Genomic DNA, 12,829 nt, shown 5'->3' on the forward strand with positions numbered 1-12,829 from the left:
TAAAAAACTTACAACTATCTTAATTCCGCCTCCCCCCACCGTCAAGCGCCTATCTTGCCCGAAAATGATTGACTTCCCGATTACCCCGATCTATAATGTGACTAGTAAGTCATATGACTGAAAAGTCACATTATTGGTTTTCGTTTACGAAAGTTTAAACCCTCGTTGTTAAGGAGTGAGATCGTTTGCCTAAAGACACATTTTTCAATTTAAGTGAAGAGAAGCAGGACAAGGTGATGCGTTCAGCAATCAGCGAGTTTTTGAACCAGGGCTTTGAAAAAGGCAACATCGGTGAAATCGCCAAACAGGCAGGCGTGGCCAAAGGAAGCATGTACCAATATTTTGAGAATAAGAAAGAGCTCTTCTTATACTCGGTCCGCTGGGCCATGGACATCATGACCAAGAAGTACAGTTCCATCCAGTCCGTTCCGGCGAATAACCTCTTTGAAAGCTTGTATCAATCCTCCAAAGAAACATGGAGGCAGTTCAAGGTGGAGAAGGAACTGACCATTTTTCTCCAGGATGTGTTTCTGGGCAAATTCAGCAGCGTAGCCGACGAGTCGCTGGCCCAGATGATGAAGATGTCGGATGAATTTGTGCTGCAGCTCATTCGAGACGGCAAGAAGAATGGGACGATCCGCAATGACATCGCCGATCATATTCTCGCTCTCTTCATGATCGGCGCATCCATCAAATTCAAACAAGATTTCCTGAACAAAGTCAAAGACGCCGGCGAATCGGTTCTGGACGATCATTTTTACGAGGCGCACGATCATGAGATTAGGAGCTTCACCGATTTGTTAATCAACGGAATGGGGGCAAAATAAATGTTTATGAACTTGGAGTCGGTACAGAAGAGCTATCAAACCGGCGACGTCAGCACCCCGGTATTAAAAGGCGTCGCAATGGGCCTTGAGCAGGGCGAGATCGGCGTCATCCTGGGCCCATCCGGTTCCGGCAAATCGACGCTGCTCAACATTATCGGCGGGCTTGACCGGGCCGACGCCGGCAAAGTGACCATAGGCGGAATCGAGGTCACCGGGATAAGCGATGCCCAGCTTACCGAATACAGACGGGATTGCATCGGCTTTGTCTTTCAGTTCTACAATTTGATCCCGAATCTTACGGTGGGCGAGAATGTCGAAGTCGTGTCCAACATCAGCAAATCGCCTTTAAAGATCGACGAGGTGCTGAAAGCGGTAGGAATGCTGGAGAAGAAATCCCGGTTCCCGAAGGAGCTGAGCGGCGGAGAACAGCAGCGGGTTTCCATCGCCCGGGCGGTAGTCAAAAATCCGCAGCTGCTGCTGTGCGACGAGCCTACGGGCGCGCTCGATTTCAACACTTCGCGGGACATTCTGAAGCTGCTGCAGCAAATCAACAAGGAGTACGGCACGACAATTCTGATGATTACGCACAATACGGCCATCAGTGCGATGGCTAACCGGATTTTCAAAGTCAGAGACGGGGAAATCGTGGAGAGCACGGTGAACGAATCCGTGATGCCTGCGGAAAGGATTGAATGGTGATGGTCATTCATAAACGAATAACAAGAACGATGCTGGACAACAAAGCCCAGTATCTCGGTTCTTTGGTCCTTATTTTGATCAGTTGCCTGCTCTATACGATGTTTAATCAGCTTAGCGTCAATATGGACCATATCACTTCCTCTTTCGAGACCCAATATGTCCAGGAAGACGCCAGCTTCGTTACCGACAAGGCGCTCACAAACATTCCGGAGCTTGAATCGAAGTTCGGTGTCGTTATAGACAAAGGCGGTGTGTTCGATTATGCCGTAAGCACAGATCAAAGCTTGCGCATCTTTGCGGAGAACGACAAAGTGAATTTGTATGCTCTGATCGAAGGCCGAGCTTTAAGCGGCGGGGATATCCTGCTGGATCCCGCTTACGCCAAAGCGCATCATATCAAGGTTGGAGACAGCATTCGCGTGGAGGGAAAGGACTTCACGGTTTCGGGGTTCATGTCGCTGCCGAACTATATTTATCCGCTCAAGAAGGAAAGCGATCTGCTGAACGATCCGGACCATTTCGGGATCGCAGTGATTGGCAAGGATGATTTTGCGGCGTTTCACCGGGGAAGCAGCTTTTACAGCGTGAAGGTGCAGGGCGATCCGGATTCTGCGGACAGCATACTTGCGGAACTGAAAAATGAGCTGAAGAGCCAAAACACCGTCATTCTGAAATGGATCAACATTGACGAAAATCCGCGGGTCACCGCAGTGACCGCCAAAATGGCCAACATGAATAAGGTCGGTGCCGCGCTGCCGGTCACCATCCTGCTCTTAACCTGCATTTTAACCGGAATCGTCATATGGAGAATGCTGAAGAAGGAAGCCGTCATGATCGGGACTCTTTACGCCCAGGGATACCGGATGAGAGAAATCATGAATCATTATCTCCGCTATCCTTTCGTGATCGCCGTCATAGGCGGGATGATCGGAACCCTGCTAGGGGCGCTTACTTTAAAACCGATGCTCGGGTTCATGGTAGCGTACTTCAATATGCCGATTGACTCCGTTCGATTCAGCATCGCTCATCTGGCAGTCAGCCTCCTCCTGCCTCTGCTCTTCCTGCTGATCAGCGGAACTTTCATTGTCCGCCGGGCGCTGGGGCATTCTCCGATCGAGCTCATGAGGGGCGGCGGACAGAGCCGCAAGATTGGCTTTCTCGAGAGAAGATTGTCCCTGAACAAGCTTAAATTTTCCACAAAATTCAAAATCCGGGAACAGCTCAGAAGCATGCCGCGAAGCCTGTTTCTCCTGTTCGGCGTTGCGCTGGCCACCATGCTGCTGCTGCTCGGCTTCACCATGAAGAGCTCCATGGACTTCTTGTTGAAAGACACTTACGAGGATGCTTACAAATATCAGTACGAATATGTGTTTAATTCGCTGCAGCAGGGACATCCGGCGAGCGGCGAGCCGTTCTCCATGTCGCCTTTCACCGAAACGGCGAACGGTCAAAAAAGCTTTATCGTCTATGGCGTTCGCCCGGATACCAAGTCGATTTCGCTCGCAGACAAAGCGGGCAGCCCGCTTCGCTTTGACCAGGTGATCGTCACCAAGCCGCTGGCCGACCGGCTGAATATCAAGCAGAACGACACGATCGGGATCATAAGCAAGCTGGATTCCGGACGATACAGCATCAAGGTGGACCGCATAGCGGACAGCTATATCGGCGAGTACATCTTCATGCCGCTAACCGCATTCAATGAGATGCTGGGATATCCGCAGAATAGCTATTTAGGCGTATGGAGCATGGATAAACTCCATTTTGCCGAAGATCAGCTGCTCAGTTCGTCATCCGCGTCCGATGCCAAAGCCGCCTTTGCTTCCGTAACCCAGCCGATTCAGGCTATGCTTGGCATCATTTCGCTGATGTCCTTCGTCATCGGGCTGATCGTGATCTATGTCGTCACTTCCCTGATCATCGAAGAGAACAAAGAAAACATTTCTCTGATGAAAGTGCTCGGGTATAAGAAAAAAGAAGTTTTTTCGCTAATTCTGAACAGCTCCACCTATATCGTTATACTGGGCTTCATCATCGGCGTTCCGCTCTTGCTCGCCTCCATGCAGGCCATGTTTCAATCTGTCGCCGACAGCACCAGCTTTGTTTTGCCCGTAAAAATCAATTACGCGTACCTGGGCCTGGGGTTTGTAATTATCATTCTGATCTATGAGTTGTCCAAAGCGTTCAGCAAGAAAAAAATCAACCGCATTTCCATGATCGAAGCTCTGAAGTCGAGAGCGGAATAAGGGCGGCTAGTCTCCTTAAGTAAGACCTAGCGGAAAATTACCGCTAGGTCCTTTGCTTTGCTGTGCTATGTGACACGTTTGTGCTTAGGTGAGGGAATGAGTATGGGGTTCCACCGCTGCATACCTACCGTTGTGCAAACCCACGCTTCCCGGAGACATCCGTGAAGCCCCGGTGCCAGGCGATTATATTCGCAATCAGCAGAATGCCCATATACAAATACACACCGTAGCTCATTACGGTTGCTGCGTAATGTACAAATCCGAATGCGGCGAGAATCAGCATCAGCGGAATCATTTTCAAACTCCGGTTCGTCTGCACGGCCTGAAACGGCTCTGAAAAAGGAAGCTCGGGGCCAAGCAGCAGATAGGAAATGAACGTGTACAGAAACAAACACAGCAGCACCGCGATCAAATCGGGGATAATGCGCAGCCCGAAAATCGCCGTGAAAATAATCGCTTCAATCAGAAACAAAGGCACCAGCAAGCGCACAAGGAAAGCCTTGAGCGTTCCTTTATAGACCGCGTTCATATCTTGAATCGGAATGGCCCGGAAGATCCAGGCGCCCTTATGCTGGCCGGAGAAACCAAGCATGATCACAACAGATGGAACAAGGAGCCCGCAAAAATATATGAACAAATACATTTTTCCGGTTGCAAGGTCGCTAAGCCCCCTGCCGTCCTGAAGGTTCGTGAACAGAAAGATAAACGGGAAAATAATCGAAAAGCCGAGCGTCGGATACACCTTCAGCTTGAATTCCCGCTCCTTCGCCATCATGGCGGAAGCAAAGCCGAAGAATACCGCTTCTTCGCGTGTCCGGCACATCCATTTGCCGATCAGCCTCCACAGCCGGGTGAGCCCTTTGCTTTCGCGCCCCGTCTGTTCCGACAGCTTCTGCAGATTCCGTTCAAAAGCCGGCATCATTTTAATATACAGCAGTATGCCTGCAATCGGCAGCAGGAGGGTAAGCAGGGAAAAAGCCGCCACATACCCGCTGCGATCTCCGCTCAGCACGTACTCGAACGGGCCGGCGAACCAGACCGGGGGCAGCAGAAACTGCCACCATTTCGGCTGGAACCGAAAGGAGAAATCTACGAAATCAAACAGCCTGAACACGAGCTGATAGCCTATCGTTATGCCAATGGTCAAGCCGATCTGTACGTAGTTGATCACGTCCTTCAGCTTCTCCCCGTCGAAGAAGCGAAGCACCAGGAAATACAGAAATGCCGTGAGAGCCACGATCAGAAAATCCATCAGAACGATTTCAACCAGGAAGATGAGGAAAAAGACAATGCCGTTTCTGATTAGTCCCACCAGCAAAGAAGGCAGCATGATAGCCGCTGTAATGAACAACATGTAGATCAAAATATGGATCGTCTTCGCCATGCTGATCGTCCTGTGGTTCAGCGGCTTGGAATATAAAATGTTCTTGTCCCGAATGTCGAGCAGCACCGACGAGAAATCGGAAATAAGCGATGTCATGACCATAAAGAGCATGATGCCGAACACAAAACTCATCTGGAACATGTAATTGTTTCCCATAATGACAAACGGAATCATGACGATCCCCAAGAGGGCATAGACCCACAGGGAGCGGATAAACCGGTTGCTGTCATCGCCGGTTCCGTTCTGTCCCTTCAGCGTGCTGGACTCCCTTCCGCCAAGAAGGGTGCCCTTTTGCCTGCGCGAGGAGTTCCCCACAATGGTCGGGACCCTGCGGCCGTCCATTGTAAGCTTCACTTGCAAAATCCGCCGCATCTGGTCATACTGAACCCCCATTCCCTCGAAAGCTCCCCGGAACCTGTCCAGCAGCTTCAAAGTCCGGAAATCGTTCATATCCTCACCTCATTCACAACCGATACAAATTGCTCGGCCAGGCTGCGGTGTTCGTTAAAGCCCGTCAACTGGTTAAAAATATCTTCCAGCGTGCCCTCGTGATTTTGTTCCTTCAGCTCCACAAAGCTGCCGTCAGCGACAATCCGCCCTCCGTTAATCAGAATAATGCGGCTGCTGATCTTCTCCACCACATCCATAATGTGCGACGAGTAAAATATCGTTTTGCCCTGCTCCGCGAGCAGCGCCAAAATTTCCTTTACCACCATGACGCTGTTCGCATCGAGGCCGCTGAGAGGCTCGTCCAGAAACAGAATATCCGGATTGTGCAGCAGGCTGGAGATCAGCAGCACCTTCTGCTTCATCCCTTTGGAGAAAGAGGAGACTCTGCTGCCAAAAACGTCCTTAAGCCCGAGAATTTCCATTAAATAGCGGGACCGCCGATCGGCATCATCCTCCCGCATGCCGTACAGCTGGCCGATAAAGGTCAAATATTCCTGCGCGGAGAGCGTATCATAAATTTCGGCAATTTCCGGGACATAGCCGATTTTGCGCTTGTAATCCATACTGTCTCCGGCAATATCGGTGCCCAGAATTCGAACCTCCCCGGTGTATCCTTCGACCAAACCGAGCATGATCTTGACCGTTGTGCTTTTCCCCGCTCCATTCGGCCCGATATAGCCAATAATCTGCCCTTGGTACACATCCAGATCAATGCCGTTCAATACAAATCTCTCGCCGTACCTCATCCGCAAATCCCGAATCGTGATGACAGGTTTGTTATTGTCCATTTTCTCTCTCCTCCCATGTTCCTTCTCTATTATGATTGGAACATCACCATTCACCATTTAATTATTCCTTATTATACCAGGTCAATATTATAGCATATGTGATCTTCCTAACCTATCTAAGGTGATTGGCAGCAAGAGGCGTATTGAAAATCCACGGAACCCCCCGCGAACTTTTGCTTTCAATGAACATATAGTATAAGACATATGTCTTGATTCGAGGGACAAATCTGTGACGGGAGGTGTTACCTTTGTCGCAAAAGAAAAGAGGAAAGCGATTCGCAGCAAAACGTCAAATGAACATGAAACGAATCCGCATAAAAATTAGACCCGGCCTAAATCGCAGCAAAAAAACGTTAACGAAAAGAATAAGAAAGAGACGCTTGTTGTTCACGCGCAAACCCCATCTGAGAAGGAGGCTGCACTGGCTCAAACGAAAAGGACATCTTTTAAAACGGCGGGCGGGCAACAAGCATGTTCGAGCATTTGAGCCGCGCCCCCTGATCCATGTTCCCAAACTGCAGTTGCCGGAAGTCAACCATTATGACCCTCAGCTGGCGAATCGCGGAACACCAGAAAGACCGCTCAATATTTTATATTTGGTCCACCAATTTTTCCCCGATTCCTATACCGGAACCGAGAAATTCGTACTAAATATGGCCAAGGCAATGCTCAGCAAAGGGCATCGCGTGAAAGTCGCCGCTTTCAGCGGAAGAGATCCCGATACTTTTCCCGCTGCGGACGGTAATGTCGTTTACCATGAATATGACTATGAAGGGGTTCCTGTGGTTGCCTATCGGCCAAGACATGCGGATCCGGCCCAGTCATTTGAAATTGGCAATCCCGATTTGACTGCATTTGCAGATAAAGTCATTGCCCAGGAACAACCTGATCTTATTCATATTGGGCATCCGATGCGGGCGATGGAGTTTATGCAGGCAAGCTTAGGTGCCGGCGTACCCTACATGATCACCTTAACGGACTTTTGGTTTGCTTGTCCGAAAGGGATCATGCTTCATACGAGCGGCAATCTGTGTGCAGGACCGGAACAAGGCGCTGCCTGTCTGCTGCATTGCCAGATTCCGGATGTCCAGCAGAGACTCGCGACACACATTCCCCTGCTGCAATCGGCCCGAAAAATATTGTCACCTTCGTTGTTTCTCGCCTCGATGATGAAATATTCGCTGCCTGATCTGCAGGTGGAGGTGCTTAGTCACGGTATTAATCGCGATCCGGCTCTAAGGAATACAAAAGTATATCGGCGCGGCGACAGGCTCACTCTTTTCTATGGAGGATCACTAAACGATCATAAAGGCGTACATCTCATTCTCGAAGCAATGTCCCAAATTAAATCGAATCGGCTGAGGCTAAAAATCTACGGCTCCGGACCAGCGGCTTATACGGAAAAGCTGCAGCAGATGGCGGCTTTAGATAGACGTGTGGAACTGTGCGGGCCATACGCGGAGAGTGATCTTCCGCAAATCTATCAACATGTAGATGTTGCCATCGTTCCGTCTGTCTGGTATGAAAACTATCCACTCGCGCTTCTTGAAGCGCTGTCCTATAACGTTCCGGCCATCGTATCAGATGCAGGCGGAATGAAGGAAAAGGTACAGAACGGAGTCAACGGCTATACTTTCCGCTTAGGCGACGCCAGACATCTCGCTGCGCGAATCCGGGCACTGCTCGCTAATCCCGCCTTATTAAACACTTTCAAATCCAATATGAATACCGTCCTCATTCCTACGATTGAACAGGAAGCCCATGCTTATGAGAGCATCTACTATTCCCAAGTCACATAACATCCATGAGCATGGATATCTGGAATCAAGGAAGAACGGAACCAATAACAAAACAACCCCGGCGACGCTCATGCGGTTCTCCGGGGTTGCTTCACTTGCTCATCTATATTAACGGTTCGTTCCGGCCGGTACGAACCCGCTGATGTCTATACCCAGCCCTTTGGCGAGACGCATGCCGTATTCCGCATCTGCGCGGAAAAAGTTGCAAATGGCCCGCAGCTGAATCTGCTCGCTGGTCTGGCTCAAATCGTCAACCAGGTTGCGAATCAAATGGTCCTTCTCCACATCCGTAAAGCTTCGATACAGCTCACCGGCCTGCTTGAAATCATCGGTTTTCTCGATTTTTTCCCGTCCTGCCTGGCCGTGAAGAGGCATCACGCTGTCACGGTAGGCAGGCGCCTCGACCGGGCTGCCGGAATGGCTGTTCGGCTCGTAATTCACAGGCGACGGATCCTGATTGACGTTCATGAGGCCGTCGCGCTGATGAGTGCGCACCGGCGCGTAAGGACAGTTGATCGGAATTTGCAAATAGTTAGCGCCAAGGCGGTACCGCTGCGTATCCGGATAAGAGAAGAGCCTGCCCTGCAGCAGTTTGTCTTCCGACGGCTCAATGCCGGGCACGGTTGCGCTCGGGGAGAACGCGGCCTGCTCTACTTCGGCAAAATAATTTTGCGGATTCCGGTTCAGCGTCATCGTTCCGACCTTCATGAGAGGATAGTTCTCTTCCGGCCATACTTTGGTAGCGTCCAGCGGATCATAGCTCCACGCATCCAAATCTTCCGGCGGCATCAGCTGCACATACAGCTCCCACTCCGGGAAGTCTCCCCGTTCGATATGATCGAACAGATCGCGTGTTGCATGGTTGAAGTCTTTCCCCTGAACCTCCGTGACTTCATCCGCGGACAGGTTGCGGACACCCTGCCTCGATTTCCACGTGTATTTCACGTACGTCACTTTGCCTTCGGCATTCACCCATTTGAAGGCGTGCACGCCGAAACCGTCCATCTGCCGGTAATTTGCCGGCGTCCCGTTATCGGAGAACACCCATGTCATCATGTGCGTTGATTCCGGCGAAAGCGTCATGAAATCCCAGTAGCGCCCAGGCTCCTGGACGTTGGTAGCCGGCGATGGCTTCAGGGAATGCACCATGTCCGGGAATTTGATGGCATCGCGGATAAAGAACACCGGCAGATGGTTGCCGACGAGATCGTAGTTGCCTTCCTCCGTGTAAAATTTAACCGCAAACCCGCGCGGATCGCGGGCCGTTTCAGGAGATCCCGTCCCGTGAATCACCGTCGAAAACCGGACAAATACAGGCGTTTCCCGTCCTGCTTCCTGCAAGAAATGCGCCTTGGTATATCGGCTCAGGTTCTCTTCCGCCCGGAATACGCCGTGCGCCCCTGCTCCGCGCGCGTGAACGACGCGCTCTGGAATCCGCTCACGGTCAAAGTGCCCGAGCTTCTCCAGCAGATGATAATCCTCAAGCAGCGTAGGTCCGCTTCTTCCGGCTGTTCTCGAATTTTGATTGTCGCCTACCGGCGCTCCCTGGTTAGTCGTCAGTCTTTGATCCATCGATCGGGTACACCTCTTTCTCCCTATATTTAGACTTGATCTAATTTCTGAATTCATTCTAACACATAGGCAGACCGGTATCATGAAGATTCGATGATAAACGGATGAATGATTCGGGGGCATAAATGAAGTAAGATGAAGCCGGATGAACCGAAAGATAGGAAGGGACTTATTTGGCATTTGCATTCTCATGATTGGCGAACGGATAGGGCATAGTAAATGGGGACGATCTTGTGGAAAGGAGGCTAACGAGACCCTTGGAAAATACGCACGAATATGTGGAGAAGCTGCATGAAAACCAGGCGAAAGCCGAGCGAAACAGGAAACGGGGCAAAGGCTCGCCAAACGCTGCACTGCCGACAAAGCAGCATGGGACAAACAAGTAGCAGGAACAATAGCGGAAATATAAATTAGAAACGGCAAGCCGTCCTTACAAAGACGGCATCCGTTTCTGCATGAATTAAACATTGGAGGGCATCAACCGGGCAATTCGGCGTGATCTTCATGTACCCGGTCCGTCTCCTCTGCCGGCCACAGAAGCCGGCCTAGCAGTAACCCCCCCGTTCCGATCGCCATGACGATTAGGCCTACCACAAGAAAAATACGGCTTGGACCGGAAGCCTGGACCAATGCGCCTCCAAGCAGCGGGGCTCCTATCTGAACAACGCCAAGCAGCGTATTTTGAATCCCGAAGATGCGGCCGGTCATATGAGGCGGCGTCTCTTTTTGCAGGCTATAATTGAAGGTGACGATAAATATCCCATTGCCCAGTCCCAACACAAGTCCCAGAATGAGCACCGGAACGACAGACACACCCGGCTGAAGGAGAGCCACTCCTGCAAGCGAAACTCCGATCAGAATGTATGCGCCGCCTAATTTTAGGCCATACCCGGATTGTCTGTTCATTTTCCCCATAACCAGCATGATCAGCACGGCCGCAATGCCTGTCGCAGCGATAAAATAGCCGAGCAGATAGGTTTTTTCAGGCGCCAATGCGCGAAACAGGCTCGTAAACTGATAATCCACCACCAGAATGGCCACCATACCCGCAAGGCTGTACACCATCATGCTGAGCAGAAGTCTGTTGCCGAGCAAATAGCTCCACCCTTCCCGCCACATGGTGCGAAACCGAATGGGCCGGGCTGCTTCGTCAGTGGCTTGTGCTTTTGTGTCCCCTGTATTTCGGACACTCAGTAGCAGGAGATAGGAAGCTAGTCTAGCCATGGCATTTACCAAGATGCACCACTGCGGGGATAAGACGAGCAGCGCCGTACCTCCCAGGAGCGGCCCAGCAATTTTGGAGCCTTGTCCAACTAATCCGTTCAATGAAGTTGCCTGCAGCAGCTGATCCTCCCGAACGATGCTCCGGGTTAAAGCCTGCTGGGCAGGAACGCTGAAGGTGGAAAGGGCTGAACGCAGCGTCAGCAAGGGAAGAAGCCAGGTCATGCCCGGAGCAAACAAAATGACCACTGTCAATAAAGCGGTCAGCAGATCGCAAAGGCGCATCAGCCTTAGCTTGTTAAACCGATCGGCCACCACTCCTGAAATCGATCCCAGCAAAACACCGGGAAGCGCGAACGCTACAGGAATCAGCGCCAGCATCAAGGGGCTGGATTGCCATTTGTAGACCGCGAGAGCCATGATGGCCAGCGAATCGAACCAGTCACCTAAGGTTGCTGCCGCATATGCTGTGTAAACACGAGAATAGACTTTATTTTTGAGCAGGTCTGTTTTAAGTGTGGATGATGATTTCATCTCTTCTTTCCTCCATTTTGTAAAGATCGTTGTCTTGATCTTCATGTTAATGAAGGAATATCAGAGGAATATCAGGGAAATATCAGAGGCTATCCAGATAGTTCAGAAGGGTCGCTTCCAGCGGCTGCCCGAACCGGTTCATCTCCTGCCTTCTTTGCTCTTCTCGGAGAAGTCTCCCGTACTTGAGCTGCATGGGCCCATGGCAGCCCAGAATCCGAAAGGAATGAAAAAGCCGGTTAAGCGCATGCATTCTTAAAGGAATAAATCCGGACATATCCAGAATATCCAGACCTTTATCCAGCAAGCTCTCGCCTTCGCTGCATTCTCCTCTTGTCACAAACCACAGACCCTTGACGATATGATAGCTGCCTTTTTCGCGGAGGTAAGGTTTTTCAGACAGTATGTTTTCGATTCTCCCCGCCTGCATGGCGAGTTCCTCATCCGGTTTACCTGCAAGAAGCTGGACAAGCATCTCCATAATAGCTGCAGGGAGCAGGAAATTTGCAAATTCCGGTCCGATAAACAGCCGGCGGCCCAGTCCGATTCTTTCCACCGCTCTGTCCAATTGTCCTGTCCAGGCATACAGCTCAATAATGTTGAGAAATTCCATCTCAATGTGCCGGAAAGGGGACAAAGCCTTGTTCTCCAGAGCCTTCTCGCAGAATTCTATCCCTTTCACGGGATCGCCGGAAAAGATAAAGATCAGGAGCAGCAAGTAGAGGCGTTCGCCCAGCGGAACCTCCTCCGTATTCAGCAGCCAATCCCAGTCCCCTTGTACGAAGTGGACATAGATCGCATAGAACGGATCCATTTCATAACCGAGCGCACCCTGCTGCTCTGCAAGACTGAGCATGGATTTCCCCTGTCCGTATTGATGGTATTTGCAAAAGATTTCGCGCATCGCATCCCGAACTTCCCGATCCCTTATCGTAGGATGAGTGGGAGATCCGGCTGAAGGCTCCTGTATGGCGAGGCTGTATCCATATCCGCGAACCGTCCTGATCTCCAGGCCGTGAATGCTTCTGAGCTTTTTTCGCAGCCGGTAGATATGATCGTCTACCGTCCGTTCAACCGGATATTCCAGCGGCCAGACCTGATCCAGGAGCTGCGCGCGATTGAAGGTTATACCCCGGTTTGTGTATAAAAATTGAAGCAGTGCAAACTCCTTTGGCAGCAGCTCCATGACCCTTCCGTCCGCATATACCTTATATTCGCTTTCGTCCAATTGCAGGCCCATAGACAACCCTTCTTTTTCTGCATTCTACACGCTATCCCCATTATATCAGCTTACGTTATCATGCGATCCAGAAAG

The 12,829-nt window shown here is 50.8% G+C and carries 10 protein-coding genes; 5 read left to right on the forward strand and 5 right to left on the reverse strand.

Features of this window, described 5'->3' with window-relative positions; all coding sequences use genetic code 11:
• Positions 1-185 precede the first annotated feature (185 nt).
• Genes K7397_RS07390 through K7397_RS07400 form a run of 3 tightly spaced genes read left to right on the forward strand, consistent with a single transcriptional unit; the run spans position 186 to position 3,769 of the window.
• Entirely contained in the window at positions 186-827 is a 642-nt protein-coding gene (locus tag K7397_RS07390) for a TetR/AcrR family transcriptional regulator (protein WP_223067308.1), read from the forward strand.
• Positions 828-1,526 (forward strand): ABC transporter ATP-binding protein, encoded by a 699-nt coding sequence (locus tag K7397_RS07395; protein WP_223067309.1) that lies wholly within the window; start codon positions 828-830, stop codon positions 1,524-1,526. It begins immediately after the preceding gene.
• A complete protein-coding gene (locus tag K7397_RS07400) occupies positions 1,526-3,769 on the forward strand; it encodes an ABC transporter permease (protein WP_223067310.1) in 2,244 nt (747 codons plus the stop codon). Before K7397_RS07395 ends, K7397_RS07400 begins: the two co-directional genes overlap by 1 nt.
• Before the next feature lie 124 nt (positions 3,770-3,893).
• On the opposite strand, the gene K7397_RS07405 is transcribed toward K7397_RS07400, so the two are convergent.
• On the reverse strand, positions 3,894-5,603 hold the full coding sequence (locus tag K7397_RS07405) for an ABC-2 family transporter permease (protein WP_223067311.1): 1,710 nt from the start codon (positions 5,601-5,603) through the stop codon (positions 3,894-3,896).
• Positions 5,600-6,391 (reverse strand): ABC transporter ATP-binding protein, encoded by a 792-nt coding sequence (locus K7397_RS07410; RefSeq protein WP_223067312.1) that lies wholly within the window; start codon positions 6,389-6,391, stop codon positions 5,600-5,602. Before K7397_RS07410 ends, K7397_RS07405 begins: the two co-directional genes overlap by 4 nt.
• 383 nt (positions 6,392-6,774) lie before the next feature.
• Here K7397_RS07410 and K7397_RS07415 point away from each other — a divergent pair, with 383 nt between their 5' ends.
• The gene (locus tag K7397_RS07415; protein WP_223067313.1) at positions 6,775-8,190 is read left to right on the forward strand and encodes a glycosyltransferase family 4 protein; all 1,416 of its coding nucleotides are present in this window, start codon (positions 6,775-6,777) and stop codon (positions 8,188-8,190) included.
• A gap of 108 nt (positions 8,191-8,298) precedes the next feature.
• Here the strand turns inward: K7397_RS07415 and K7397_RS07420 are convergent, their stop codons facing one another.
• Positions 8,299-9,762, reverse strand: coding sequence for a catalase (locus K7397_RS07420; RefSeq protein WP_223067314.1), 1,464 nt, complete (start codon positions 9,760-9,762; stop codon positions 8,299-8,301).
• A gap of 257 nt (positions 9,763-10,019) precedes the next feature.
• Between K7397_RS07420 and K7397_RS07425 the strand changes: the two genes are divergently transcribed.
• Positions 10,020-10,148 (forward strand): DUF4023 family protein, encoded by a 129-nt coding sequence (locus K7397_RS07425; protein ID WP_223067315.1) that lies wholly within the window; start codon positions 10,020-10,022, stop codon positions 10,146-10,148.
• A gap of 91 nt (positions 10,149-10,239) precedes the next feature.
• Here the strand turns inward: K7397_RS07425 and K7397_RS07430 are convergent, their stop codons facing one another.
• Positions 10,240-11,517, reverse strand: coding sequence for an MFS transporter (locus K7397_RS07430; RefSeq protein WP_223067316.1), 1,278 nt, complete (start codon positions 11,515-11,517; stop codon positions 10,240-10,242).
• Positions 11,518-11,599: 82 nt separating this feature from the next.
• Positions 11,600-12,754 (reverse strand): winged helix-turn-helix domain-containing protein, encoded by a 1,155-nt coding sequence (locus tag K7397_RS07435; RefSeq protein WP_223067317.1) that lies wholly within the window; start codon positions 12,752-12,754, stop codon positions 11,600-11,602.
• Between the last annotated feature and the right edge of the window lie 75 nt (positions 12,755-12,829).

Source organism: Paenibacillus caui (genome assembly GCF_019904135.1).
Lineage (GTDB): Bacteria > Bacillota > Bacilli > Paenibacillales > Paenibacillaceae > Fontibacillus > Fontibacillus caui.

Coding starts and splice junctions, on each gene's coding strand:
- K7397_RS07395 (WP_223067309.1), top strand. CDS start 828: ATGTTTATGAACTTGGAGTCGGTACAGAAGAGCTATCAAACCGGCGAC.
- K7397_RS07400 (WP_223067310.1), top strand. CDS start 1,526: ATGGTCATTCATAAACGAATAACAAGAACGATGCTGGACAACAAAGCC.
- K7397_RS07405 (WP_223067311.1), bottom strand. CDS start 5,603: ATGAACGATTTCCGGACTTTGAAGCTGCTGGACAGGTTCCGGGGAGCT.
- K7397_RS07410 (WP_223067312.1), bottom strand. CDS start 6,391: ATGGACAATAACAAACCTGTCATCACGATTCGGGATTTGCGGATGAGG.
- K7397_RS07420 (WP_223067314.1), bottom strand. CDS start 9,762: ATGGATCAAAGACTGACGACTAACCAGGGAGCGCCGGTAGGCGACAAT.
- K7397_RS07430 (WP_223067316.1), bottom strand. CDS start 11,517: ATGAAATCATCATCCACACTTAAAACAGACCTGCTCAAAAATAAAGTC.
- K7397_RS07435 (WP_223067317.1), bottom strand. CDS start 12,754: ATGGGCCTGCAATTGGACGAAAGCGAATATAAGGTATATGCGGACGGA.